22 protein-coding genes are annotated in these 24,008 nt (G+C 69.9%); 14 read left to right on the top strand and 8 right to left on the bottom strand.

What is annotated here, in order from left to right:
• Nucleotides 1-71: 71 nt before the first annotated feature.
• Both J0695_RS04430 and J0695_RS04435 read right to left on the bottom strand, forming a co-directional pair.
• A complete protein-coding gene (locus J0695_RS04430) occupies nucleotides 72-947 on the bottom strand; it encodes an undecaprenyl-diphosphate phosphatase (RefSeq protein WP_206960364.1) in 876 nt (291 codons plus the stop codon).
• A 105-nt stretch (nucleotides 948-1,052) separates the two neighbouring features.
• Entirely contained in the window at nucleotides 1,053-1,760 is a 708-nt protein-coding gene (locus J0695_RS04435; RefSeq protein WP_206960365.1) for a TVP38/TMEM64 family protein, read from the bottom strand.
• Nucleotides 1,761-1,809: 49 nt separating this feature from the next.
• Here J0695_RS04435 and J0695_RS04440 point away from each other — a divergent pair, with 49 nt between their 5' ends.
• The 5 genes from J0695_RS04440 to J0695_RS04460 all read left to right on the top strand — a co-directional run bounded on the left by J0695_RS04440 (nucleotide 1,810) and on the right by J0695_RS04460 (nucleotide 6,694).
• A complete protein-coding gene (locus tag J0695_RS04440) occupies nucleotides 1,810-2,511 on the top strand; it encodes a DNA alkylation repair protein (RefSeq protein ID WP_206960367.1) in 702 nt (233 codons plus the stop codon).
• Between the two features lie 298 nt (nucleotides 2,512-2,809).
• Entirely contained in the window at nucleotides 2,810-4,009 is a 1,200-nt protein-coding gene (gene tuf / locus J0695_RS04445) for an elongation factor Tu (protein WP_206960369.1), read from the top strand.
• Nucleotides 4,010-4,553: 544 nt separating this feature from the next.
• Nucleotides 4,554-4,943, top strand: coding sequence for a hypothetical protein (locus tag J0695_RS04450; protein ID WP_206960371.1), 390 nt, complete (start codon nucleotides 4,554-4,556; stop codon nucleotides 4,941-4,943).
• Nucleotides 4,944-4,994: 51 nt separating this feature from the next.
• A complete protein-coding gene (locus J0695_RS04455) occupies nucleotides 4,995-5,852 on the top strand; it encodes a patatin-like phospholipase family protein (RefSeq protein ID WP_206960373.1) in 858 nt (285 codons plus the stop codon).
• The gene (locus J0695_RS04460; RefSeq protein WP_206960374.1) at nucleotides 5,849-6,694 is read left to right on the top strand and encodes a spermidine synthase; all 846 of its coding nucleotides are present in this window, start codon (nucleotides 5,849-5,851) and stop codon (nucleotides 6,692-6,694) included. The genes J0695_RS04455 and J0695_RS04460 overlap by 4 nt, the downstream gene beginning before the upstream one ends.
• Here J0695_RS04460 and J0695_RS04465 read toward each other — a convergent pair.
• On the bottom strand, nucleotides 6,656-7,999 hold the full coding sequence (locus tag J0695_RS04465) for an MFS transporter (RefSeq protein ID WP_206960581.1): 1,344 nt from the start codon (nucleotides 7,997-7,999) through the stop codon (nucleotides 6,656-6,658). The two genes, J0695_RS04460 and J0695_RS04465, sit on opposite strands and share 39 nt — an antisense overlap.
• 109 nt (nucleotides 8,000-8,108) lie before the next feature.
• Here J0695_RS04465 and J0695_RS04470 point away from each other — a divergent pair, with 109 nt between their 5' ends.
• The gene (locus J0695_RS04470) at nucleotides 8,109-8,546 is read left to right on the top strand and encodes a DUF4442 domain-containing protein (RefSeq protein WP_206960583.1); all 438 of its coding nucleotides are present in this window, start codon (nucleotides 8,109-8,111) and stop codon (nucleotides 8,544-8,546) included.
• A 163-nt stretch (nucleotides 8,547-8,709) separates the two neighbouring features.
• Nucleotides 8,710-9,363, top strand: coding sequence for a DedA family protein (locus tag J0695_RS04475; protein WP_206960376.1), 654 nt, complete (start codon nucleotides 8,710-8,712; stop codon nucleotides 9,361-9,363).
• Nucleotides 9,364-9,388: 25 nt separating this feature from the next.
• On the opposite strand, the gene J0695_RS04480 is transcribed toward J0695_RS04475, so the two are convergent.
• Complete coding sequence (locus tag J0695_RS04480) at nucleotides 9,389-9,922, bottom strand: gamma carbonic anhydrase family protein (RefSeq protein ID WP_206960378.1); 534 nt, start codon at nucleotides 9,920-9,922, stop codon at nucleotides 9,389-9,391.
• A 79-nt stretch (nucleotides 9,923-10,001) separates the two neighbouring features.
• On the opposite strand from J0695_RS04480, the gene J0695_RS04485 reads away from it, so the two are divergent.
• Entirely contained in the window at nucleotides 10,002-10,718 is a 717-nt protein-coding gene (locus tag J0695_RS04485; protein ID WP_206960380.1) for an acyltransferase, read from the top strand.
• Nucleotides 10,719-10,725: 7 nt separating this feature from the next.
• Here the strand turns inward: J0695_RS04485 and J0695_RS04490 are convergent, their stop codons facing one another.
• On the bottom strand, nucleotides 10,726-11,592 hold the full coding sequence (locus tag J0695_RS04490) for a DMT family transporter (protein WP_206960382.1): 867 nt from the start codon (nucleotides 11,590-11,592) through the stop codon (nucleotides 10,726-10,728).
• Between the two features lie 94 nt (nucleotides 11,593-11,686).
• Between J0695_RS04490 and J0695_RS04495 the strand changes: the two genes are divergently transcribed.
• The 5 genes from J0695_RS04495 (at nucleotide 11,687) to fxsT (ending at nucleotide 21,020) form a co-directional block, all read left to right on the top strand.
• Nucleotides 11,687-12,259 (top strand): helix-turn-helix domain-containing protein, encoded by a 573-nt coding sequence (locus J0695_RS04495; RefSeq protein ID WP_206960384.1) that lies wholly within the window; start codon nucleotides 11,687-11,689, stop codon nucleotides 12,257-12,259.
• A 43-nt stretch (nucleotides 12,260-12,302) separates the two neighbouring features.
• Nucleotides 12,303-12,857 carry a YbaK/EbsC family protein gene (locus J0695_RS04500; RefSeq protein WP_206960386.1) on the top strand — a complete coding sequence of 185 codons (555 nt, stop codon included), beginning with the start codon at nucleotides 12,303-12,305 and terminating at the stop codon, nucleotides 12,855-12,857.
• A 410-nt stretch (nucleotides 12,858-13,267) separates the two neighbouring features.
• Nucleotides 13,268-15,664 carry an FxsB family cyclophane-forming radical SAM/SPASM peptide maturase gene (locus J0695_RS04505; protein WP_206960388.1) on the top strand — a complete coding sequence of 799 codons (2,397 nt, stop codon included), beginning with the start codon at nucleotides 13,268-13,270 and terminating at the stop codon, nucleotides 15,662-15,664.
• A 78-nt stretch (nucleotides 15,665-15,742) separates the two neighbouring features.
• Nucleotides 15,743-17,080, top strand: coding sequence for a TIR-like protein FxsC (locus J0695_RS04510; protein WP_307798415.1), 1,338 nt, complete (start codon nucleotides 15,743-15,745; stop codon nucleotides 17,078-17,080).
• Nucleotides 17,064-21,020, top strand: a complete 3,957-nt coding sequence (gene fxsT / locus J0695_RS04515) for an FxSxx-COOH system tetratricopeptide repeat protein (RefSeq protein WP_206960390.1) — start codon at nucleotides 17,064-17,066, stop codon at nucleotides 21,018-21,020. The genes J0695_RS04510 and fxsT overlap by 17 nt, the downstream gene beginning before the upstream one ends.
• Nucleotides 21,021-21,044: 24 nt before the next feature.
• On the opposite strand, the gene J0695_RS04520 is transcribed toward fxsT, so the two are convergent.
• From J0695_RS04520 to J0695_RS04530, 3 genes are all read right to left on the bottom strand, one after another.
• On the bottom strand, nucleotides 21,045-21,908 hold the full coding sequence (locus J0695_RS04520) for an alpha/beta fold hydrolase (RefSeq protein ID WP_307798416.1): 864 nt from the start codon (nucleotides 21,906-21,908) through the stop codon (nucleotides 21,045-21,047).
• A 91-nt stretch (nucleotides 21,909-21,999) separates the two neighbouring features.
• Nucleotides 22,000-22,806: an AAC(3) family N-acetyltransferase gene (locus tag J0695_RS04525; protein ID WP_206960394.1), complete on the bottom strand. Its 807-nt coding sequence runs from the start codon at nucleotides 22,804-22,806 to the stop codon at nucleotides 22,000-22,002.
• A 19-nt stretch (nucleotides 22,807-22,825) separates the two neighbouring features.
• Nucleotides 22,826-23,230: a CoA-binding protein gene (locus tag J0695_RS04530; RefSeq protein WP_206960396.1), complete on the bottom strand. Its 405-nt coding sequence runs from the start codon at nucleotides 23,228-23,230 to the stop codon at nucleotides 22,826-22,828.
• 111 nt (nucleotides 23,231-23,341) lie between these two features.
• On the opposite strand from J0695_RS04530, the gene J0695_RS04535 reads away from it, so the two are divergent.
• Nucleotides 23,342-23,968 carry a YigZ family protein gene (locus J0695_RS04535; RefSeq protein WP_206960398.1) on the top strand — a complete coding sequence of 209 codons (627 nt, stop codon included), beginning with the start codon at nucleotides 23,342-23,344 and terminating at the stop codon, nucleotides 23,966-23,968.
• Nucleotides 23,969-24,008 lie beyond the last annotated feature (40 nt).

Raw genomic sequence — 24,008 nt, forward strand, 5'->3', positions numbered from 1 at the left:
GCGGGTGGGATCGGCAGCCGTCTCCACCGCATGGCGGGAGAGGCGGTCCGCCGGCCGTCGGCGGGCGGTGCTCAGCCCCCGGCCGGACCCGCGTCCGGGCTGAGCGCACCGGAGCCGATCAGGAAGAACAGGACGATGCCGAGCACGATCCGGTAGACCACGAACGGCATGAAACTTTTCGACGAGATGTACTTCATGAACCACGCGATGACCACATATCCGACAGCGAAGGCGATGAGCGTCGCGAAGGCCGTCGGCCCCCAGGAGATGTGACCGCTCTCGCCGGCGTCCTTCAGCTCGAACACTCCTGATGCCAGCACGGCCGGGACTGCCAGCAGGAATGAGTAACGCGCCGCCGCCTCGCGGGTGTAGCCCATCAGCAGACCGCCGCTGATCGTCGCGCCGGACCGGGAGACCCCGGGGACCAGGGCCATCGCCTGGCAGACACCGAAGACGAGCCCGTCCTTGATGCTCAGCTCCCGGAGCGACTTGCGCTCCTTCACGGCGCGGTGCTTGCCGCCGGACTCGTCACGGGCCGCGAGACGGTCGGCGACGCCGAGGACGATGCCCATCACGATCAGCGTGACGGCGATGACGCGCAGATCGCGGAAACTGGTGTCGATCTGGTCCTTCAGTACGACACCAAGCACACCGATCGGGATCGAGCCGATGATGACGAGCCAGCCCATCCGGGCGTCGTGGTCGCCGCGCAGGGAGCGGTCGGTGAGCGACCGGAACCAGGCGGAGACGATCCTGGCGATGTCCTTGCGGAAGTAGATCAGGACGGCCGTCTCGGTGCCTATCTGGGTGATGGCCGTGAAGGCCGCTCCCGCGTCCGGCCAGTCGGCGAAGGCCGAGGCGAGGCGCAGATGCGCGCTGGAGGAGATGGGCAGGAATTCGGTCAGCCCCTGCACGAATCCGAGGACGAACGCTTCGAACCAAGACATGGGTGTACGCCGTCCAAGGTGAATCAAATGGTGATCGGTCCGGGGCAGAGTAGCGTCCCAAAATGACCGGCATGCGACGGACCCCGGTTTTTCGGGCCGCTCCGGTCAGCGGTCGTGCAGCCGGTGGCGCCTGCGCCAGGCGACCGCCGCCGCGCTCAGGCCCGTCACCACGATGAAGCCCATGGCGATCAGGAACGCCGGCGAGGTCGGTGATGACGCCGTGCTGCCGGCGACGACGTACGCAGCTGTGTTCGGCAGCGAACCGACCCCGGTCGCCACCAGGAAAGCAGTCCAGCCCATCCGGGAGACCGCCGCGCAGTAATTGGCCGCGGCGAACGGGACCCCTGGGAAGAGCCGCAGTGCCAGCATCGAGCGGAAACCGTGCCGGCTCAGCTGCCCGTCCGCGGCCTTCAGCCAGCGGCCCCGGAGCAGCGGCCGCAGCGCCTCCTGCCCCAGCACCCGGCCGAGGCCGAAGGAGATCCCCGCGCCGATGACCGTCCCGGCGATCGACGCGCCGAGGCCCGCCGCCGTACCGAAGAGCGCGCCGGCGGCCAGATTGAGCAGTGGTCGCGGTACGAACGCCGCGGTGCACAGGCCGTACGCGACACCGAACAGGACCACCGCGGCGCCGCCGCCCAGCGCGGGCGGCAGATCGGAGGAGAGCAGCCGCTGCGGCTGGAGGAGGACCATGGCGGTCGCGGCCGCCAGCAGGATCAGTACGAGCAGGGAGAGCCGCGACCTGGGCGAGAGCAAGGCCCTGGAACAGCGCGCAGCGAAGCCGGGGGACGCCGGCCGGGTGGCGGTCTCGAGCATCCGGGGAGCGTAACCGACATCGGTGTGTGATCGCCGTAATGTGGATCGTATGACCATCACACCGGTGTCGCCGAGCGCGCTCGCCGACACCGTGCTGGCACGGCTCACCACGGAGTATCCGGCGGCGGCGAACCCCTACCGCGCCGCCGAGATGGTCGCGTACATGAAGGGCGTCGCCCCCTTCCTCGGCATCCGCTCGCCGGAGCGCCGCGCCCTGTCCCGTACGGTCCTCGAAGGCACTCCGCGACCCGGCGAGGCGGACTGCACGGCCATCGCCCTGCGCTGCTGGGAGCTCCCGGAGCGCGAGTACCACTATTTCGCCGTCGACTACCTGCGCCGCCATGTGAAGCGCTGCGGTTCCGGCTTCCTCCCCGTGGCCGGGCAGCTCGTCTCCACCTCCTCCTGGTGGGACACGGTCGACCATCTCGCCGCGCACGTCGTCGGCCCGCTCGTCGCCGCCGACCCGGGGCTGCGGACCGTCATGGACGAGTGGATCGAGGACGACGACCTCTGGGTCGCGCGGACCGCACTCCTCCACCAGCTGCGCTACCAGGACGCGACCGACACCGATCGGCTCTTCGGCTACTGCCTGCGCCGATCCGGGCACAGCGACTTCTTCATCCGCAAGGCCATCGGCTGGTGCCTGCGGGAGTACGGCAGGACGGACCCGGGCGCGGTGCGCGCGTTCGTCGCGGAGTCGGGGCCCCGGCTTTCCCCGCTGTCCGTGCGCGAAGCCCTCAAAAACCTCTGACCGCGACAACTCCCGTACGGCGAAAAACCATTCGACGTGCCCCGGGTCCCGAGGGCATGATCAGCGACATGTACCGGTACGTCTTCCTCACAGCGCGGGCCGCAGTCGCGGCAGCGCCGAAGGCTGCCGATTTCGCAGACCCCGCTGCCGCAGTCGCAGCAGCAGCCACTGCGGCAGCGCCCTTCGGCGGCGCCCGAAGCTGACCCTTCCCGGATCGTCCGGCGGACCCCGCAGGGGGAGGGTCGGCAAGGCCCGGGGGTCCCCATCACGCTTCGAGTTCCCGAGGAAGAAAACAGCCATGCCCAAGACGGCATACGTGCGCACCAAGCCGCACCTGAACATCGGCACGATGGGCCATGTCGACCATGGCAAGACCACCCTGACCGCCGCCATCACCAAGGTCCTCAGCCGGACCGGCTCCGCCACCTTCGTCCCGTTCGACCGCATCGACCGGGCCCCGGAGGAGGCGCTGCGCGGCATCACCATCAACATCGCGCACGTCGAGTACGAGACCGACACCCGTCACTACGCCCATGTCGACATGCCGGGCCACGCGGACTACGTCAAGAACATGGTCACCGGCGCGGCCCAGCTCGACGGGGCGATCCTCGTCGTCTCGGCGCTCGACGGGATCATGCCGCAGACCGCGGAGCACGTGCTGCTCGCCCGCCAGGTGGGAGTCGACCACATCGTCGTCGCGCTGAACAAGGCCGACGCCGTCGACGACGGCGAGGACACAGTGCTCACCGACCTGGTCGAGCTGGAGGTCCGCGAACTGCTCTCCGCGCACGGGTACGGCGGCGACGCGGTCCCGGTGGTACGGGTCTCCGGCCTCAAAGCCCTTGAGGGCGACCCGCGTTGGACGGCGTCGATCGAGGCGCTGCTCGACGCGGTCGACACGTACGTACCGATGCCGGAGCGCTATGTGGACGCGCCGTTCCTGCTCCCGGTGGAGAACGTGCTGACCATCACCGGTCGTGGCACGGTCGTCACCGGCGCCATCGAGCGCGGCACCGTACGGATCGGGGACCGCGTCGAGGTGCTCGGCGCGGCTGCGTCCTGGAAGGAGGGTTCGACGGTCGTCACCGGCCTGGAGACCTTCGGCAAGCCCATGGCCGAGGCCCAGGCGGGGGACAACGTGGCGCTGCTCCTGCGCGGACTGCCCCGTGACGCGGTACGCCGCGGCCATGTGGTGGCGACGCCCGGGAGTACCACGCCGACCAGGCGGTTCACCGCTCAGGTGTACGTCCTGTCGGCGCGCGAGGGGGGCCGGACCACGCCGGTCTCCACCGGCTACCGGCCGCAGTTCTACATCCGTACCGGCGATGTCGTCGGGGATGTGGACCTCGGCGAAACGGCGGTCGCGCGCCCCGGCGACACGGTCACCATGACCGTCGAACTGGGCCACGACGTACCGCTGGAGCAGGGCCTCGGCTTCGCGATCCGTGAGGGCGGGCGCACGGTCGGCTCGGGCACGGTGACCGAAGTCCTCGGCTAGACCTTCAGTCTCCGGCCGGTGTCCGGCATGCGGCAACGCATGCCGGACACCGGCACGTTCCTAGCGACGTCGAGGTTGGGCTGGACCATTTTTTGGGGGCCGCGCGGTTGCATCCCCACAGACGAGGAGAACTCGCCCATGAGGCGCGTTGCCCTGCCCCTTGCCGCCGTTGCGGCCGCGGCACTGACCGCAGCCTCGCTCTCCGCCGGAGGCGCGCACGCCGACGACGCTCCGACCGGGCTGATCGCCACCTACTCGGTCACCCAGAACTGGCAGCCTGACCGATGCCCGGGCCTGGGCCGAGGTCGGCGTCACCCCGATGCTGGGACAGAACGACACGCCTTCCGAGGTGTTCGGTCTGACCGACGCCCAGCAGCTTCTCCCAGTTCTCCAAGATGTTCGCCGGCTTCACCGGCTGACAGCCCGCGGAACAGAGCTGCCCCCCGCCGCGCGAGCCACGCCCCACCGGCTCGCGCGCTGCGCTGCCTCCGGCCCGCCACTCCCCGGCCGATCTCCGAGGTATTTTTAGGGGGATATGGAATTCATGATGGAGACTGCCATCGGAGCCCTCATGGCTTTCGGCGCAGTGAAGATTATTCTCGCGATGACGCGCCGCAGAGCGGCGGGGCGTGCCGCCGAGATGAAGCGAACGGGCGAGGTCAGCATTCCCTGCCGTATCTCCTGGACCGAGGGGATCGGGAAAAGAGCCTTCGTCTACGGAAAGATGACGGTCTCCGGCGGCGCGGTGCTGTTCAGGAGGCGGTCCGCGCAGTCGGTCGAGATTCCTGCCGGGGGAACGATCAGCTCCGAGCCCAGCTGGCGGGCGGGAAATACCCTGATCTCCTATCGGTCTCCCGACGGGCAGGAGATCCGCATCCTGACGAGTTCGGCCGACACCGAAACGGTCTCACGCGCGATTGCCGCGCCCGGGTAAGTGCAGCGGCCCGTCTTCCGCACGGCGCCGAGCGCGGGCCACACTGCGCTCATGACGGATACAGCACTGGTACTGGGCGCCGGGGGACTCACCGGCGTCGGCTGGGAGATCGGCATCCTGTACGGCCTCGCCGAGGCCGGCACCGATCTCTCCACCGCGGACCTGGTGATCGGCTCCTCCGCAGGGGCGGTCGTCGGCGCGCAGCTCACCTCAGGGCTGCTCACGCTTTCCGAGCTGTACGAGCGCCAACTGGCCGATCCCCGGGGCGAGATCGTCTCCCACCTCGGGGCCGCCACGCTCCTTCGTTTCGTACAGGCCGCGCTCACCTCCCGTACCCCTGAGGCGTACGCACAGAAGCTGGCCAGGATGCGGCCCGCGGCCGGCGGCCAGGACGAGGCCGCCCGGCGCGAGGTGATCGCCCGGCGGCTCGTCTCGCACGAATGGCCCGCGCGGCCGTTGCGGGTCACCGCCGTCGACGCGGTCACCGGTGAGCTCAGGGTCTTCGAGAAGGACAACGGTGTCCCCGTCGTGGACGCCGTCGCGGCCAGCTGCGCCGTCCCCGGTGTCTGGCCCGCCGTGACCGCCGAAGGGCGCAAGTGGATCGACGGGGGCGTGCACTCGTGCGCCAACGCCCAGCTGGCCGCCGGATACGCACGCGTCGTCGTCATCGCGCCCAACGCGGCAGGCGGCGGCGTGCTGGTCTCCCCGCGCCGGCAGGCCGCACGGCTCGCGGCCGAAGGGGCGCGGGTCGAGGTCATCACGCCTGACGCAGCGGCCAGGAAGGCCTTCGGGCGCAATGTGCTGGACCCCGCGCGCCGCGCACCGGCCGCCCGCGCGGGTCTTGCCCAGGCCTCCGCCCATGCCGAGGCGGTGGCCGCCCTCTGGACGGGCGGCACAATGAAGGCGTGAGCGAACAGATACCGGTGACCAGGGACGTCGACTGGGGCACTGCCAAGCTGATGCCGGACGTGGACCGGGAGCGGGCGTGGCTGCTCACCGTGGACGGTGCGCCGCAGTCCTATGTCGACCTGGACGATCCGACGCACCTGGAGTTCGAGTACGCCCGGCGGCTCGCCCACGTCGTGGACTGCGCGGCGGAGGAGGGCGATCCGCTGGATGTGACCCATCTCGGCGGGGGAGCGCTCACGCTGCCCCGCTATGTCGCGGCGACCCGGCAGGGTTCGCGGCAGGACGTGGTGGAGGCGGACCGCGGGCTTCTCGCGCTGGTCGCCGAGCATCTTCCCGTACGGGACGGATCCGGCATCGCCGTGCACGCCGACGATGCGCGGCACTGGATCGAGGGGGCTCCCGCCGCAGGCGCCGATGTGCTGATCGCGGATGTCTTCGGCGGTTCACGGGTGCCCGCGCATCTCACCTCTTTCGAGTACGCGCAGGCGGCCGAGCGGGCCCTGAAACCCGGCGGGGTCTATGCCGCGAACCTCGCCGACGGCGCTCCCTTCACCTTCCTCCGCTCCCAGCTGGCCACCTTCCGGGCGGTGTTCGAGGAGATCGCGCTGATCGCCGAGCCCGCCGTACTGCGTGGCCGTCGCTTCGGCAATGCGGTCCTGGTCGCCTCGCACGCCGAGATCGACACGGCTCGACTGGCCCGCCGTACCGCATCCGACGCTTTTCCCGCGCGGGTCGAGCACGGAGCCTCGCTGGAGCGGTTCATCGGGAGCGCGCGGCCGGTGCGGGACGCGGAGGCGGTCGCCTCACCCGAGCCGCCCGACAGCGCCTTCCGTATCGGCTGACTCGGCGGCCGGTGCCACGGCCGGTTCCACGTCCGGTCCCGCGGCAGGCTCCATGGGCGCGGAGTCAGCCGGAGTCCGGCGCTCCAGATTCCGTACGGCGGGAACGCACAGCACCGCCACGGTGAGCAGCAGGACCAGCCCGGAACTTCCCCACAGCGCGGCCGACCGCCCGAAGGCGTTCTCGGCGGGCCCGGCCAGAGCGGTGGCCAGGGGAAGCATAGCGAGCGAACCGAGCCAGTCGTAGGCGGAGACGCGGGAGAACTTCTCCTCCGGGATCTCCTGGTGCAGCGCCGTCATCCAGGAGACGCCGAAGACCTCGATGGAGATCCCGGTCAGGAACATGACCACCGTCAGCCCGGTGGCCGAAGCGGGCAGCGCGAGGGCCGCCGACGGCAGCGCGAGCGGGAGGACACAGAGCGTACCGGCGAACAGCAGCCGCTTCGGCTTCCAGCGCATCATCACCATCGCGCCCCCGACCGTTCCCGCGCCGAAGGCGGCGAGCGCCAGGCCCCACGGTCCTGGTCCTCCGAGGCTGTCCCGGGCGACCAGCGGTCCGTACACCGCCTCGGCGGCGCCCACGACCGCGTTGACCACCGCGAACTGCACCACGACCGACCACAGCCACGGACGGCTGACGACCTCCTGCCAGCCCTCCCGGAGATCGGACAGCATGCCGCCGCCCGGCTTGCGCGCGGGGATGTGACCGACGTCGAGGAAGGCGCGCAGCGAGCCCGCCACCGCGAAGGCCGCCGCATCCACGGCCAGCACCCAGCCGGGGCCGATGGCGGCGATCAGTGCGCCGCCGATGGCCGCCCCGCCGATGCCCGCGCCCTGCATCGCCATCCGGTACAGGGCAAAGGCCCGGCCGGCCTGTTCGCCGCTGACGGTGGAGAGCAGCATGCCCTCGGACGCGGGCGAGAAGAAGGCCTGTCCGGTGCCGCAGAGCGCCGTGAGCAGCATCATCTGCCAGAGCTGGGGGTCGCCGGTCAGGACGAGTACGGCGAAGGCGGCCTGCGATACGCAATTGAGGGCGTTGGCGGCGACCATCACCCGGTGGCGCGGCAGCCGGTCGGCGAGCGCTCCGCCGATGAGCAGGAAGAGGACGAGCGGCAGGGTGCGGGCCGCCGCCACCAGGCCCACGTCGCCGGCGTTGCCGCCCGATTCGAGGACCGCGAACGCGGACGCGATCAGCGCCCCGCCGGCGCCGAGGTTCGTCACGACTGCCGCGGAGGTCAGCAGCGTGTAGTTGCGGCCGGCCCATGCGGGGCGGTGTATTCGGCGGGGGCCGGCGGGTGTGGTCACCACGGGACTATGGCCGGTGAGGCGCTCGACTGCCAACTCGCTCACCGGCCGTGGAGGGATGGCCAAGTTAGGCTACTCATGGGTAACATGCCTGTCCATGAGTGAAGATCAGATGTCTCTCGGCGAGTTGCTCGCCGCCACGGTCCCCATGGTCAAGACCCTCAACCTGGAGTACCTGGAGACCACCCCGGAGCGGGCCGTCCTCCGTCTGCCGGACCAGCCGGAGTACCACAACCACGTGGGCGGACCGCACGCCGGCGCGATGTTCACGCTCGCCGAGTCCGCGAGCGGCGCGATCGTGCTCGCCGCTTTCGGCGACCAGCTGAGCCGTGCCGTGCCGCTCCCCGTCACGGCCGACATCGCGTTCAAGAAGATCGCCAGGGGAGTGGTCACCGCGACCGCGACGCTGGGGCGGCCCGTCGCGGACGTGGTGGCGGAGCTGGACAAGGGGGAGCGTCCCGAATTCCCGGTCGCCGTCTCCATCCGGCGCGAGGACGGCGCGGTCACCGGCGAGGTCAATGTGGTCTGGACGCTGCGGCCCAACGACTGAGCCGACGACGCCGTGGTTCCACTCCGGGGCCTCTCGGTGCGGGTCCGCGGGCGCCTCAAGTCGGCGTACCGGCAAGGGATCCGCGCCCGGCGGCCGAGGCGGCCGTGTCGGTGTGACCAGGTAGGCTGCCCGGCAAGGACAGACCAATCGGGAGGATGCGGCCTTGCACGTCCAGGAATGGCTCGACAGCGTGCCTGCGGCCCTTGTCTATCTCCTGGTGGCGGTGGTGATCGGGGTGGAGAGCCTCGGCATTCCGCTCCCCGGCGAGATCGTCCTGGTCAGTTCCGCGCTGCTCGCCTCCCAACACGGGCACATCAACCCGGTGATCCTCGGTATCTGTGCCTCCGCAGGCGCGATCATCGGCGACTCGATCGGCTATGCCATCGGGCGCAAGGGCGGCAGACCGCTGCTCGCCTGGCTGGCGAAAAAGTTCCCCAAGCACTTCAGCGAGAGCAATGTCGGAATGGCGGAGCGCTCGTTCCAGAAGTGGGGCATGTGGGCGGTCTTCTTCGGCCGTTTCGTCGCCCTGCTGAGGATCTTCGCCGGGCCGCTCGCGGGCGTCCTGCACATGCCGTACTGGAAGTTCCTGATCGCCAATGTGATCGGCGGCATCCTCTGGGCGGGCGGCACGACGGCCGCCGTCTACTACGTGGGCGTGGTCGCCGAGTCGTGGTTCAAGAACTTCAGTTACGCGGGGCTGGGCATCGCCGTCGTGTTCGGCGCCGGCTCCATGCTCGTACTGAAGAACCGTGCCAAGAAGGCGCATACGCGCGCCCAGTCGGCGGACGCCGTGGAGACGGTGCCGGCCGCCGACTGAGGCGCGCCTGCGCCGGGCCGGAGGTTCAGGCCTCCTGCGTGTCCTGGGCCTCGTGCGCTTCGCGGTGCGCCTTCGCCAGACCCAGGTACATCGCGGCGTTGAGCCTGATCGTCTCGCGCTCCTCCTCGGTCAGCTCACGCTTGACCTTGGCGGGCACACCCGCGACCAGCGAACCGGGCGGGACCTGCATCCCCTGCGGTACGAGCGCCTGTGCGGCGACCAGCGAACCTGCGCCGATGCGTGCCCCGTTGAGGACCGTGGCGCCCATGCCGACCAGGACGTCGTCCTCGACCGTGCAGCCGTGCAGCACCGCGTTGTGGCCGACCGAGACCCGCTCGCCGACGGTCACCGGGAAGCCGAAGTCCACATGGACCGTGCAGTTGTCCTGGATGTTGCTGTCGGCGCCGATCACGATCGGACCGCAGTCGGCGCGGAGCACCGTGTGGTACCAGACGCTGGAGCCCGCCGCCATGGCCACTTCACCGATCAGCACGGAAGTGGGCGCGGCGAAGGCCCCCGGGTCGAGCTCCGGCTCCTTGCCGTTCAGGCGGGTCTTCATCTTCGTCTGCCTCTCGGTGGGGTGAAGATCACAGCGTACGGGTCAGGCCGGGTGCGCTACCCGTGAGTACCGTGTGCGGGTGCCGAAGAACAGAAACACGTTCTCATCGCTGACGTCCCGCGCACTTCATGCCGGCTGGCGCCGGGTGCAGCAGGCGGGCGCGGTGACCGCGGAGCGCCCGGGACGGCTGCGCTTCGGCCGCATCGGCGAGGGCACCAGGCTGGCCTTCCCCCAGGGAACCGTCTTCGGCGAGCCCTGGATCGAACTGGGCGACCACTGCATCATCGGCGAGCAGGTCACGCTGACCGCGGGGATGATGCCGGACCTCGATCTCGGGTCCGAGCCGATCCTCCGCCTCGGCAACGGGGTGGTGCTGGGCCGCGGCAGCCATGTCATCGCCGATACGAAGATCACCATCGGCTCCGACACCTACTGCGGTCCGTACGTCTACATCACCTCCACCAACCACAGTTACGACGACCCGCACGAGCCGGTCGGCAAGCAGTGGCCGCGCATGGAGCCGGTGGAGATCGGCCCCGGCTGCTGGCTCGGCACGGGCGCGGTGATCCTTCCCGGCGCCAGGCTCGGCCGCAATGTGGTGGTCGCCGCGGGTGCGGTCGTACGGGGCGAGGTGCCCGACCACTCGGTGGTGGCCGGGGCGCCCGCCCGCGTCGTACGGAGCTGGGACGAGGAGACGGGGTGGCTGCCTCCGTTGCGTACGCCCGCACCCGTACCGATCCCGGACGGCGTCACCTCCGAGCAGCTTCTCGCGCTGGCCGACCTGGAAGAGTCCTGACCGGCGGCTAGCCCGTCGCGAGCAACACCGTGCCGACCAGGGCGAGTCCTGCCCCCGCGGCCTGGACGGCGCGCAGCCGCTCCTTGAGGATTCCCCGGGCGGCGACCGCGGTGATCACCGGGTAGAGCGAGGCGAGTACGGCGGCGACAGTGACCGGGCCCGCGTGCGCGGCGACCGAGTAGGTGCCGTTCGCGGCGACGTCCGCGAGTCCGACGAAGGCCAGGGCGGGCAGCGAGGCCAGGATCAGCCGTGCGCCGCCGCCCTCGGGCAGGGCACGCGCACCGCGCTTCACCGAGGCGAACAGGGCGGTCGAGCCCACGGCGACGTTGGTGACGCGCTGGACGAAGAGGGCGAGGAAGAGTCCGGTGATGGTGGTGGACGCCTCGGCGATCAGCGACATCACCGCACCGAATCCGACGGCGGCGATCAGCGTGAGGGCGATGGCCTGGCGCTGTACGGGGGCCCCTCGCAGTTCGGGCCCGCCGGCCAGCATCACACCCGCCACGGCGACCGCGATCCCCGCGAACTGCAGGACGCCCGGCCGCTCACCGAGGACCAGACCGACGGCGACGGGGACGACGACGCCGAGCGATCCGAGCGGTGAGACCACGCCCATCGGCCCCAGCGCCAGGGCCTTGTAGAAGCTGAGCATCGCGACCGGACCGACCACACCGGCCGCCACCGCGAACCACAGCTGCGGGCCGAATTCGCTCCAGCCGCCGGTGGCGACGACCACCGCGCCGAGCACCACCACCGCGATCGACTGCGAGACGACGACGACCGTCAGCGCGGGGAATCGCCGGGTGAGCAGCCCGCCGCCGAAGTCGGCCAGCCCCCAGAGGAGGCTGGTGGCCAGGGCGAACAGTGCAGTCATGGGAGGGCCTCGCAGTACAGTGTGGTGAACCGTCAGGTGCACCACACCGTAGTGCAAGATACTGAACCCTGTCATTCAAAATAATGGACGGAATGTGTCGGACCTCGACCAGCTCACGCAGTCGCTCGCCCGGAACCTCAAGCGCTGGCGAGGGGAGCGGGGCTTCACGCTGGACGCTCTCGCCGCCCGCTCGGGTGTCAGCCGGGGCATGATCATCCAGATCGAGCAGGCCCGTACCAACCCGAGCGTGGGCACCACGGTGAAGCTCGCCGACGCGCTCGGGGTCAGCATCACCACGCTCCTCGACTACGAACAGGGGCCGCAGGTCAGGGTCGTACCGCAGGAGCAGGCGGTAAGGATGTGGTGGACGGACGCGGGCAGTCACACCACCCTCCTCGTCGGTACGGAGGAGCGCGGACCGCTGGAGCTGTGGGACTGGCGTCTGGAATCCGGGGACGGCAGCGCGTCGGACCCGCACCCCAAGGGGACCATCGAACTGCTGCATGTCACGGCGGGCGAGCTCACTCTGGTCGTCGACGGGGTCTCCCACGCCGTACCGGCAGGGACCTCGGCGACCTTCGAGGGGAATGTCCCGCACGCGTACCGCAACGAGGGCACCGAACCGGTCGAAATGACGATGGCGGTCTCCATCCCACCCGTGGGCTGAGACGCCCAACCACCGCGCGGGCGGCGGCTGTTACGGTGCCGCCATGCGTGCACCCCTCGGCGATTTCGACGACGCCGCCCCCGCCCTGGACCGCCTCGACAGGCTCGTGGCGCCGGTCGCAAACGCCGTGCGCACCTGGCGCGGTGACGTCCCGGCGGACCAGTTGATCCATGTCGACACCGACCCGGAGATCGCCGACACCGCCGTATTCGTGGAGCACTACGGGCCCGAGCTCCTCGACGCCTCCGCGAACTGCGTGGTCGTCGCGGCCAAGCGCGGCGGCGAGACCTCGCTCGCCGCCTGCGTGGTGCTCTCCCGTACCCGGGTCGACGTCAATGGTGCCGTACGCAAACACCTCGGAGCCCGCAAGGCGTCGTTCGCCCCGATGGACATGGCGACCGGGGAGACCGGAATGGAGTACGGCGGCATCACCCCGATCGGACTGCCCGCCGGCTGGCCGGTGCTGGTCGACCCGGCCGTGGCCGACACCGAGTGGGTTCTGATCGGCAGCGGCAGCCGCCGCGGCAAACTGATCGTGCCGGGCAAGGCGTTGGCGGGGCTGCCGGGGGCGGTCGTCCTGGACGGTCTGGGAAACTGAGGCCCTCGGATCTGTCAGAAGCAGTGCGCCGGGCAACCCGCGTGGAGAGAATGAGCTGCTCCATGTCCGTCCTGCGGATGCGGGGCTTGCGCTCGACCGACATGATCGTGACTAAACGTGACTAGATATGACCAACCGTGACGAACGGGATCCGTGGTCGTTAGGAGGGGCAATGTCACTTCCGGAAAGGCGCAATATGAACACCGCTCTGGTATCCGCGGCCGACAGGCCCGCGCGCGTAGCTCCCCGGCAGGACGTGCCCCGGGTTTCTCTGACGAATCGTGGTGCCACGCGGACCGGTGGTGATCTTCCCGCATCCGTCGGCCGGCTGATGTCGACCGGTACGGGGACGACCCCGATCGTTGCGGCGTTCCAGTCCTCGGTCTGACCGGCCGGACGTACTCCCCGCCATGGACCGGCCTGCGCCGTCTCTGAGCCAGTTCGTCCTGAAGGTGCACAGCCGCTGTGATCTCGCCTGCGATCACTGCTATGTGTACGAGCACGCGGACCAGAGCTGGCACGGCCGGCCCAAGGCACTCCCCGAACAGGTGATGGCGAGGACCGCGGACCGTATCGCGGAACACGCGGCGGCCCACCGGCTCTCCGCGGTCCACGTCGTCCTGCACGGCGGCGAACCGCTCCTCGCGGGCCCCGACCGACTGCGCGGGGCCGCCGATGAGCTTCGTCGCGCGTTACGAGGAGTGTGCGCGCTGGATCTGCGGATCCACACGAACGGGGTTCTCCTCAGCGAACGCTTCTGTGACCTCTTCCTCGAGTACGGCATCAAGGTCGGTGTCTCCCTGGACGGCGACCGGGCGTCCAACGACCGCCACCGCCGCTATGCGGACGGACGCAGCAGCCACCCCCAGGTGCTGCGCGCGGTCGAACTCCTCAACCGCCCCGTCTACCGACCCCTGTTCGCCGGACTGCTCTGCACGATCGATGTCCAGAACGACCCGGCCGCCGTGTACGACGCGCTGGTCGCACTTGATCCGCCCCGGCTGGATTTCCTGCTGCCGCACGCGACCTGGGACAATCCGCCGCCCAGACCGGGCGCGTCGGCCACTCCGTACGCGGACTGGCTCGATGTCGTGTACCGGCGGTGGGACGACGGCGGCCGGGCGGTCCCGGTGCGGATCTTCGACTCCGTACTGCGCACCCTGCGCGGCGAGAGCAGCCTCACCGAGTCGCTGGGTCTCGCGCCCGCGGACCTCGTCGTGATCGAGACCGACGGCACCTATGAGCAGGCCGACAGCCTGAAGACGGCGTACGACGGTGCTCCCGCCACCGGGATGGATGTCTTCACGCACTCGCTCGACGAGGTCATGGCCCACCCCGGGATGCTCGCCCGGCACCAGGGCGTCGAGCAGCTGAGCGAGGAGTGCCGTTCCTGCCCGGTGGTCAATTCCTGCGGAGGCGGCCTCTATGCCCACCGCTACCGCACCGGGACGGGATTCGACAATCCGTCGGTGTTCTGCCCCGATCTGATGGAGCTCATCGTGACCGTACGGGACAGGGAGGCCGTTGCCGGCCCCGCCGTGCCCCTCGCGGACCTGGACCTGCTGGCCGAGGGCTTCGGCGACGCGGAGACGGTCGGACGCCTGGTGGCGGCCCAGCTCGACACCGACCGCGATCTGCTCGCGGCCGTACGGGACAGGGCCCCGATCGGTGACGAACTGGCCGACCGTGCCTGGGAGTTGCTGGTCGACCTGGATCGCAATGCACCCGAGGCGTTCGACGCCGCGATCTCCCATCCCTACACCAGGCCTTGGGGTCTTCGCGCCCTGAAGGAGCACTCGCCGGGCGAGGTGTCCCAAGGACTCGCGGAACTCGCCGCCGCCGCCGCGATGCGCGCCAGGCGCGGGGACACCGTGCAGGTGCCCCTGCGGGACGGGACGCTGAGGCTCCCGGGCCTTGGCTCGGTCACCCTCGCCGGCCATCAGGGACTGGCTGAAATCACCGCAGGGGCAGAGGAGTTCACCGTCCGCGCCGGGCAGCGGACGCTGCGGGCCGGATGGGACGAAGGGGTCGACGGACTCAATCCGTACTGGAACCCGGTACGTCTCGTGCAGATGCCCGGCTGGACCGTAGCTCTGGAGGACACCGACCCACTGCGCGACAGCCACCAATGGCCGGTCTCCGGGCGCCTCACGGAGGGCGAGGCGAAGATCTGGGCGGAGGACCTGACCGAGGCCTGGTCGCTGATCAGCAGCGAACTCCCGCGCTATGCACCCGGAGTGGCCGCCGGACTCCGGTCCATCACCCCGCTGTACGCGCCGGACGGCAGCGATGTCAGTGCCGCTTCCCGGGAGGCGTTCGGCGCCATCGGGGCCGCCAGGCCCGCGACCCCCGCTCTGCTCGCGCTGCTGATCGTCCATGAGTTCCAGCACGTCAAACTGGGCGCGGTACTGGACCGCCTCGACCTCTACGACACGGGGGACCGCCGCACCTTCTACGCACCCTGGCGCCCCGACCCGCGACCGCTGCCAGGGCTGCTCCAGGGAACGTACGCCCATATCGCGGTGACCGACTTCTGGCGCACCCGGCGGCGCACCGCCGAAGGGCGGGACTTCACCGCGGCGGAGGCGCACTTCGCGCGCTGGCGCCGGCAGACCGCCGATGCGGTGGAGGTGCTCGCCGGGTCGGGGGCGCTGACTCCGCTCGGGGAGCGGTTCGTGGCGAAGATGGGGGACACCGTGCACCAGTGGCTCCAGGAACCGGTGACGGCTGCCGCACAGGCGCGGGCCGAGCGGTCGTCCCAGGAGCACCGGCAGAGCTGGAATCGGGCCAACTCCGGTACTGAATAGGTTCGTTCCGTCTATTCCGGTGGAGAATTGCCGTTTCCTACACTGGGTTCCCAGCCACGCGGACCGGGGGAGACGCCTGTGATCGGAGTTGCGGGGGCCCCGGGGGACGACCCGAGACCGTACTTCTTTCTCAGCTATGCGCATATACCGAAGAGTGATCCCAAGGACGCCAACCCCAATGTCTGGGTGGAGAGGTTCTACCGGGATCTGTGCGAGCACCTGATGAACCTGACGTCGCTCCCCGACGGGGCGTCTCCCGGGTTCATGGACCGTCAGATGAAGCCGGGGGAGCCATGGCCGGTTGAGCTGTCCAAGGCCCTCGCGCATTGCCGGGTCTTCGTGCCCCTCTACGCGCCGCGCTATTTCCTCAGCGAGCAGTGCGGCCGGGAATGGTTCGCGTTTTCCCGTCGGGCCGCCCATTCCAGGGCGCTGAACAGCAACAACAGCTCGTCGGCGAGCGCAATCGTGCCCGCGCTCTGGGTGCCTGTGCCGGTGAAACAGCTGCCGCGACAGGCGGAGCGGCTGCAGTTCGCCAACGAGGAGTTCGGTGAGGACTACGCCGCCGAGGGCTTCTACGGGCTGATCAAACTCCGCTATCTGCGCGACGAGTACGAGCGTGCCGTCTACCACCTGGCGAAGCGCATCAAGGAAGTCGCCGAGATGACCCAGATCGCGGACGGCGACGCCGAGCAGGACTATCACTCCGTACCCACCGGATTCGGCCCGCCGGGAGGGAAGCGCAGGATGGACATCTCCGTGCTCGCCTGTTCCCGGTCCGAACTGCCGACAGGGCGCAGCCCCGACTGCTACGGAGCCCATCCGCGCGAGTGGAACCCCTACCATCCGGAGTCGTCGCGCCCGCTCGCCGACCACGCGGCCGACCTGGTCCGCAACCTCGACTACCAGGTGAGCGTGGGGGAGTTCGAGGCCGATGCGGACCGCATGCTGCCCAAAGGGCCGCCGGTCACCCCAGGAATGCTCCTGCTCGACCACTGGGCGCTGAGCACTGCGCGCGGTGCGGAGCTGCTGGGGAAGCTGACCGCCGAGAACCGGCCGTGGATCAGCGTGATGGTCCCCTGGAACCGTGCGGATCCCGACGCCGCGCTCCAGGAGGACGCGATGCGCGCCACCATACAAACGGACCTGGCACCGAGACCCGGCGACGAAGGCGGCCACTGCTCGCCGAGCGGCGGGGTGCCCACTCTGCAGGCGTTCAGCCAGGAACTTCCGGTCGCGGTGAAGGCGGCGGCCAGACACTACGACCGGCATGCACAGACCTATCCGCCCGACGGGGGCGGCGGTTCGAAGCCCCAGGTCCTGCCGTCGGGCGTGGGGTACGGCTCCGGAATTCCCGCCCGGGAGACGAAGAGCAACGCTGAGAAAGCGGAGGGCTCATTACGTGATCGAGAACCGTGAAGGGACCGTTGTCACCTTCTACTCCTACAAGGGCGGCACCGGCCGGACCATGGCACTCGCCAATGTCGCCTGGATCCTGGCGGCGAACGGACACCGGGTGCTTGCCGTCGACTGGGATCTGGAAGCGCCGGGACTGCACCGGTTCTTCCACCCTTTCCTCGATCTCTCCGATCTGGAGGGGACACCGGGGCTGATCAATCTGATCACCGAGTACCAGGAGGAGGCCCGGCGGCCTGCGGAGCGCGAGAGCGACTGGCACCGCAGCTACGCCCGGGTGCGACCGCACGCCACTTCCCTGAAATGGAATTTCCCCAAGCCGGGAGGGCTCGACTTCCTGTCGGCCGGCCGGCGGAACCGCGACTATTCGTCGACCGTCGGGCGGATGGACTGGGACGACTTCTACGAACGGTTCGGCGGCGGCCAGTTCTTCGACGCCATGCGCGCCGACATGCGTACGCATTACGACTACACCCTGATCGACAGCCGGACCGGCCTCAGCGACATCGCCGACATCTGCACGGTGCAGATGCCCCATGTCCTGGTGGTCTGCTTCACCCTCAGCGACCAGAGCATCGACGGCGCGTCCGCCGTGGCCCGTGACATCGAAGAGCGCTACCGGGACAACGGGATCCGGATTCTGCCCGTGCCGATGCGCATCGACGACGGCGAGAAGGAGAAGGCCGATGCCGGACGGGCGCTGGCGCGGGAGAGCTTCCCCGGCCTGCCCACCGGGCTGAGAGGCGAGGACCTCGCCACCTACTGGGGATCGGTGGAGATCCCGTACCGGCCGTTCTACGCGTACGAGGAGATCCTGGCCACCTTCGGCGACGCACCGAACGTCTCCAGCTCCATGCTGACCGCCTGCGAGCGGCTCACCTCGGTGCTCACCGGCGGACGCGTCAGCTCGCTGCCACCGATCGACGAGGCGGAGCGGCTCACCTATGTCTCGGCATACACGCGGCGGCGTCCCGTACCGCCGTCGAATGTGCTCCTCATTCATGGGGCGGAGGACCAGATGTGGGCCGACTGGCTGGCATCGACACTCACCAGGGCCGGATTCCAAGTGGTCGCCACTGACATACGGACGGCCGGATCGCCCGGATTCGAGCCGAAGTTCGCGTCGGGCGGTACGTACCGGGTCCTGCCGGTCGTCTCCCCGGCATTCATCAACTCGCCCTGGGTGAAAGGGGTGTGGGACTACGTCGCCGACCTGCACCAGCTGCTGATCGTGAAGGTCAACGACGTACGCCTCGCCGTGCAGATGAGCACGCGCGGTGTCGTGGAACTGACGAGGCTGGAGGAGACCGAGGCGATCGCCGAACTGCTGGCGGCGCTGGACCGCGAGGAGACTGACGACCTCCCCACCGTCGCTCCGGCTGGACCGCGCTATCCCGGACTGGCGCCGATGGTGTGGAACGTACGACAGCGGCACGCGTCGTTCACCGGCCGGACGTCCGTACTGGAACGCCTCCGCGACCAGATGCGCGGCGACCCGCGCTCCGCCCAGCGCTTCCCGCAGGTGCTCTACGGGCTCGGAGGGGTGGGCAAGACGCAGGTCGCACGGGAGTACGCACACCGGTTCCGCGCCGACTACGACCTGGTCTGGTGGATCGAGGCCGAACAGGCGGACCGGGTGCCTTCCTCGCTGGCGGAGCTGGCCGAGGCCATGGACCTGCGGGCGGGTGACGTCGTCGCCGAGGCGGCAGCGGCAGCGTTGCAGGCGCTGCGGAGCGGTTCGCCGTACGCCCGTTGGCTGTTGATCTTCGACAATGTGGAGGACCTCGACAAGCAGCTGGCGCTCTTCCCCGAGGAGACCGGACCAGTCTCCGGCAATGTTTACGGCCATATCCTCGCCACCTGCCGCAACAAGCCGGTCTCCCCCCGGGTCGAGCCGACGGAAGTGGACGTCTTCACACGCGGCGAGAGCGTGGAGCACCTCCGCAGGCGGGTGCGGAAGCTGGCTGTCCCGGACGCCGAGCGGGTCGCCGAGGCCGTCGGCGACCTTCCCCTGGCGGTGGAGGTCGCCGCGGCCTGGCTGGCGGAGACCGCCACTCCGGTGGACGCCTACGTCGAGCAGTTGAAGGAACAGAGCACCAGGGTCCTGTCGCTCGGGAAGCCCGAGGACTACGCGCAGCGGATCGGGGCGACCTGGAACATCTCCATCGACCGGCTCAGGGAAGAGTCGAAGGCGGCGGTCCGCCTCCTCGAATTGTGCTCATTCTTCTCCGCCGAACCGATCTCGATGCGGCTCATCGGCAGCGACGCGATGCTTGAATCCCTGCTGCCGTACGACCCGGATCTGCGGGAGCGGTACATGCTCGGGAAGGTCATCCAGGCCCTCAACCGCTTCGCCCTCGCCAAGGTGGACCCGGCCGACAGCAGTATCCAGGTGCACCGTCTGGTCCAGGCCGCGGTCCGTGCGAGTCTGTCGGCCGACGAGCAGGAGAAGGCCAGCCACGAAGTGCATCTGATCCTTGCCGAGGCCCGACCCGCGGAAGGCGTGGACCGGGACAATCCGGTCAATGACCCGAAGAGCTGGCCGAGTTTCGAGCTGATCTGGCCGCATCTGGGTCCGTCCGGCATCGCGGACTGCGACGACGAGAAGGTCCGGCAGATCATGGTCGACCGGATCCGCTACCTGCTCAAGCGCGGCGAGCTGGAGAGCGCCCGGGTCCTGGGCACCCAGCTCAACACCATCTGGAGCCGGCAGCTGGGCGAGGACGATCTGCAGACCCTCAACATCCGCTTCGAGCTGGGCAACGCCCTGCGGGCGCAGGGCAAGTACGACGAGGCGCGCGTCCTGGACGAGGACACCCTGGCCCGGCAGATCCGGGTACTCCACGACGACCACCCGCACGACGACCACCCCAGCATCCTGATCACCACGGGCTCCCTCGCCGCCGATCTGCGTGCGCTGGGCCGGTTCGAGGAGGCGCTGGGCAGGGACCTCGGGATTTACCGCGGACTGCGTCAGATCTTCGGCGAGAACCATCCCCGGACCCTGATCGCGGCCAACAACCTCGCGATCGACTACCGGCTGAGCGGCGACAGCGAACTGGCGCGCAGGCTGGACGAGGAGACGGTGGAGCGCCGCAGCGCACTCCTGGGGGACGACCACCCCTTCACCCTCACCACAAAGGGGCATCTCGCCCGCGATCTGCGGGAGACCGGTGACTACCGGGCCTCGGTCCAGGTCCTGAGGGAGGTCGTGGCCGCCTTCGAGCGGGTCCTCAACGCGGATGTGCCCGAGGTGCTGCGTACCGCCAAGAGCCTTGCGGTATCGCTGCGCAAAGCCGGTCATCCGCACGACGCGAAAAGGCTCACCGAGGAGACGTACGGCCGCTACCGGGCGCGGTACGGGACGAAGGTGCCCGACGCCCTGGCCTGCGGACTGAATCTGGCCGCCGACTTCTCCGCCGTCGGTGACAAGAAGGCGGCGCTCGACCTCGCGAACCAGGTCCTCGAGGGATACCGCGAAACCCTCGGCGACGACCATCCCTTCACCCTCGCCTGCCGGAACAACATCGCGATCTACCAGCGGGGGCTGGGAGCTGCCGCCGAAGCGGCCGAAGCCGGCGAATGGGTCCGGGAGGCGCTGGAGGACGCACTGGGCGCGCGCCATCCCTTCACACTGTGCGCCGCACTCAACCTCGCCAACGCCTACGGCGACATGGGGGAGCTCGAAAACGCGGAGGCGTGGGAACTCGCCGCGCTGGAGGGACTGTTGGAGCGGTACGGGCCCACGCATCCGGACGTACTCGCCTGCCAGTCCAACCTCGCCATCACTCTGCGGGCCTCCGGCCGCACCGAGGAGGCCCAGTTGCTGCGTACCGCGGTCCTGGAGCCCGCGGCCAGGCAGCTGGGAGTGGACCATCCGATCACCGAGGCGGCCCGGGCCTGGCGTCGGCTCAACCGGGACCTCGAACCGCAGCCGGTCTGAGGTCCTGAACGCGGTACGGGCGGCTCACCGGGTGGCCCAGCTCAGTACGCGGGCGAGGACCCGCAGAGCCCCGAAGTGCGCCGCCCCGCGCTCGACCACCAGTTCGGCGCGGGGGATCCGCTCGGCCAGCCAGCGGGTGTGGGCCACCGGGGCGAAGACGTCGTCCTCACCGTGCCAGAGCAGCACCGGCGCGCTGATGTCCTGGGGGCGGAACTCCCAGTCGTTGGCGAAGGCCATGACGTCGTCGACCCAGCCGTCGGCCGAACTCCGCAGCGCCTCGGCGAAGTTGCGCACCAGCATGGCCCGTATCCCGGTGTCCGAGACGATGCCCCGGTCGGAGTCGGAGAGGTCGCGGTGCATATCGGCGACCGAACCCGCCGGATCCGATCTGATCCCCACTGACCTGAACTCCAGCGCCGCGGTCAACTGGCGGTGCCCGGCAGCCGCGTTGACGTACTCACGGACATTGGCCGCAGTCATGCCGTCGAACCAGTCGAGGCCCCGCGCATCGCGCGGCGCGAGTCCCACGAGGGATGCCGCACGCACGGCACGGCGCGGCAGCAGTGCGGCGCAGGCGAGTGCGTGCGGGGCGCCGCCGGAGCGGCCGACGACGGCGAACTCGGCCAGGTCCAGGGCGTCGGCGATGGTCTCCACATCCGCGGCCGCATGAGCCACCGGTCGCCCCGGCAGCCGGTCCGAATCGCCGTATCCAGGACGGTCGAAGGTGATCAGATGCACCCCGAGCCGGTAGAGCACCGCGCTGCGCGGCGCCGGTCCCAGCCTGCTGCCAGGGGTCCCGTGCAGCAGAAAGACGGGCCTGCCCCGTAGATTTCCGTGGTGCTCGACCGCCAGCTTCCGGCCGTCCTTGGTACGTATCACCTGCCCCACGTCGTGCCTCCCCCCGTAAGTCCCGGTACGCGGCAAGTATGGGCATGGGCCGGGGGGTTGGTACATACCCGCACAAGGCGAATGCGCCCCTTCAGTACGGGCGGTTGGCCGGAAGCCACTGCCGGGCGAAGTCCACGGCATCGGTGGCGCGGAACAGTCGGCAGGACGCGGCGCCGACGGGTCCTGAGCACAGGTTCCGGCTTCCGTACGTGCGCTCGAAGGCGTCCCCGAGGGAGGCGAAGTCGCTGTCGTCCAGGGCGACATCCTCGTAACTCCACCACGTACGCCCGCCCGGCGCGGAGACCACGCAGCGGTAGGTGCGGCGAGGTGGCGCCGGCACCCGGTACTCGCCGAGGTGGAATGCGGTGCAGCTGGCGAACCCGGTCCCCAGGAGCAGGACGCGGGCGCCGGCGGCGTAGAGGCGGGCCAGCGGGGAGTCCTCGCCGAGATGGCAGTCGGGGCGGTGCCCGGCCAGGAGCTGCCGGGCCTGCGGGCCCAGTGCGGCGAACGAGGTCTGTGGATGGCCGCTGCGCACGGCGCCCGGGGTCAGTCGTACTGTCTCCGCCAGGATCCCCAGCGACGGCGAAGCGGGGGTGGCCGCCCGGTCGAAGGGCGGCATGCTCGCTCGTACGACAGCCGCGGCCTCGGTCCCGAGGTCCCGTACCCGTGCGCGATAGCCCGGCGAACTGTCGGAGTTCTCCGGGGTGAAGGCGGGCACCACCAGCGTCCCCTCCGCCCCGAGCGCCCGCCGCAGGGCGCGGACGACGGACTCCGCGCCACCGTCCACCGCGCCGACCGCACGAAGTGAGGCGTGCACCATCAGTACGTCGCCGGGCTTCACGCCCAACTCGGCCAGCTGGTCGGTCAGTTGCTGTTCGCTGTGGCACGGTCGCTGCATGGGGCCATTGTCGGCCAGGTCAGCCCAGGCGCGGGATCTCGATCGCGGGGCAGCGGTCCATGACCATGTCGAGTCCGGCGGCACGGGTGCGGTCGTACGCATCCTGGTCCACGACCCCGAGCTGGAACCAGACGGCCTTCGCGCCGACGGCGACGGCCTCGTCGGCAACCTTCCCCGCGAGGGCGCTGTTCACGAAGACATCCACCACGTCGACGGGGAACGGAACGTCCTGCAGGGTGGGGTACCCCTGCTCCCCATGGACCGTCTCGGCCTTCGGGTGCACGGGGACGACTCGCTTGCCGTAGCGCTGCAGGACGTCCGCGACCCTGTACGCGGCGCGCTCCTTGTTCGACGACAGGCCGACGACGGCCCAGGTGTCGCCGGACTCCGCGAGGATCCTGCGGATCGTGTCCTGGTCCTGCATGTCCTTCTCCTCCGGCCCGGGGGGTCTTCCTGATCACGTAACTCTCCGGAGCCCCCGGTGATTCCCCGGCGGCCTGTCCGGGGTCCGCCGCACGGCGCATAGGCTGACGGGATGCAGGAGCAGTACCTGACCCTCGCCCGCGAGGGCGTGCACGAGACCGAGATCAACCGGTCGCGCTTCCTCTGCGCGCTCGCCCCCGCGGCGACGGAGCAGGAGGCGCAGGAGTTCGTCGCCCGGATCCGCAAGGAGCACCCGACCGCGTCGCACAACTGCTTCGCGTACGTCATCGGCGCCGACGCCTCCGTGCAGAAGGCGAGCGACGACGGCGAACCCGGCGGCACGGCCGGTGTCCCGATGCTGCAGATGCTGATGCGGCGCGAGGTGCGGTACGCCGTCGCGGTCGTCACCCGGTACTACGGCGGGGTGAAGCTGGGCGCGGGCGGGCTGATCAGGGCGTACGGAGGGGCCGTCGGTGAAGCGCTCGACGCGGTCGGCACGATCACCCGCCGGCGCTTCCGGCTGGTCACCGTCACCGTCGACCACCAGCGGGCAGGGAAGCTGGAGAACGATCTCCGGGCCACCGGGCGGTCCGTGCGCGATGTGCGCTACACGGAGAACGTGACGATCGAGATCGGGCTGCCGGACGCCGATGTGGAGTCTTTCCGCGGCTGGCTCGCCGACAGCACTGCGGGCGCGGCGGTGCTGGAGCTGGGCGGGGAGGCGTACGGCGACGCCTGAGTGTCTCCGGAAAGCACGGATACGGGGGTAACCGCCCGTG

Source organism: Streptomyces beijiangensis (assembly GCF_017315755.1).
Classification (GTDB): domain Bacteria; phylum Actinomycetota; class Actinomycetes; order Streptomycetales; family Streptomycetaceae; genus Streptomyces; species Streptomyces beijiangensis.

What these genes read in the sequence shown, in the direction of transcription:
- J0695_RS04430 (WP_206960364.1), bottom strand. Translation starts at nt 947, where the DNA reads ATGTCTTGGTTCGAAGCGTTCGTCCTCGGATTCGTGCAGGGGCTGACC.
- J0695_RS04435 (WP_206960365.1), bottom strand. Translation starts at nt 1,760, where the DNA reads ATGCTCGAGACCGCCACCCGGCCGGCGTCCCCCGGCTTCGCTGCGCGC.
- J0695_RS04440 (WP_206960367.1), top strand. Translation starts at nt 1,810, where the DNA reads ATGACCATCACACCGGTGTCGCCGAGCGCGCTCGCCGACACCGTGCTG.
- tuf (WP_206960369.1), top strand. Translation starts at nt 2,810, where the DNA reads ATGCCCAAGACGGCATACGTGCGCACCAAGCCGCACCTGAACATCGGC.
- J0695_RS04450 (WP_206960371.1), top strand. Translation starts at nt 4,554, where the DNA reads ATGATGGAGACTGCCATCGGAGCCCTCATGGCTTTCGGCGCAGTGAAG.
- J0695_RS04455 (WP_206960373.1), top strand. Translation starts at nt 4,995, where the DNA reads ATGACGGATACAGCACTGGTACTGGGCGCCGGGGGACTCACCGGCGTC.
- J0695_RS04470 (WP_206960583.1), top strand. Translation starts at nt 8,109, where the DNA reads ATGTCTCTCGGCGAGTTGCTCGCCGCCACGGTCCCCATGGTCAAGACC.
- J0695_RS04480 (WP_206960378.1), bottom strand. Translation starts at nt 9,922, where the DNA reads ATGAAGACCCGCCTGAACGGCAAGGAGCCGGAGCTCGACCCGGGGGCC.
- J0695_RS04490 (WP_206960382.1), bottom strand. Translation starts at nt 11,592, where the DNA reads ATGACTGCACTGTTCGCCCTGGCCACCAGCCTCCTCTGGGGGCTGGCC.
- J0695_RS04500 (WP_206960386.1), top strand. Translation starts at nt 12,303, where the DNA reads ATGCGTGCACCCCTCGGCGATTTCGACGACGCCGCCCCCGCCCTGGAC.
- J0695_RS04505 (WP_206960388.1), top strand. Translation starts at nt 13,268, where the DNA reads ATGGACCGGCCTGCGCCGTCTCTGAGCCAGTTCGTCCTGAAGGTGCAC.
- J0695_RS04525 (WP_206960394.1), bottom strand. Translation starts at nt 22,806, where the DNA reads ATGCAGCGACCGTGCCACAGCGAACAGCAACTGACCGACCAGCTGGCC.
- J0695_RS04530 (WP_206960396.1), bottom strand. Translation starts at nt 23,230, where the DNA reads ATGCAGGACCAGGACACGATCCGCAGGATCCTCGCGGAGTCCGGCGAC.
- J0695_RS04535 (WP_206960398.1), top strand. Translation starts at nt 23,342, where the DNA reads ATGCAGGAGCAGTACCTGACCCTCGCCCGCGAGGGCGTGCACGAGACC.